The organism is Brevibacterium sp. SIMBA_078, assembly GCF_046534565.1.
Lineage (GTDB): Bacteria > Actinomycetota > Actinomycetes > Actinomycetales > Brevibacteriaceae > Brevibacterium.
On the sequence record NZ_JAWRYQ010000313.1, the window covers coordinates 1 to 262 of the forward strand.

At 70.6% G+C, this 262-nt stretch carries 1 pseudogene; it reads left to right on the forward strand.

The window, feature by feature from the left end:
* Window positions 1-262: pseudogene (locus SB749_RS19845) on the forward strand (serine/threonine protein kinase); the annotation flags it as partial.

Genomic DNA, 262 nt, shown 5'->3' on the forward strand with positions numbered 1-262 from the left:
CACCTTCCGCGAGGACGTGCTCGCCGCCCGCGACGGCCGTCCCATGAGCTTGGAGGTCGATGTCGAGGCTACACAGGCGTATCCGATGATGGCCCCGCCGATGACCGCTCCGATGGCTCATGCCAACGAGGCCGAGCCCGCTCCCGAGACCGGGCCAGTATCGGCGATCATGACCAACCAGGAGGCGCGCCCACCGCAGAAGCGGTCGCGCGCCTGGGTCCGGATCGGCAGCAGCTTCGGCCTCCTCGCCCTGGCCGCCGTG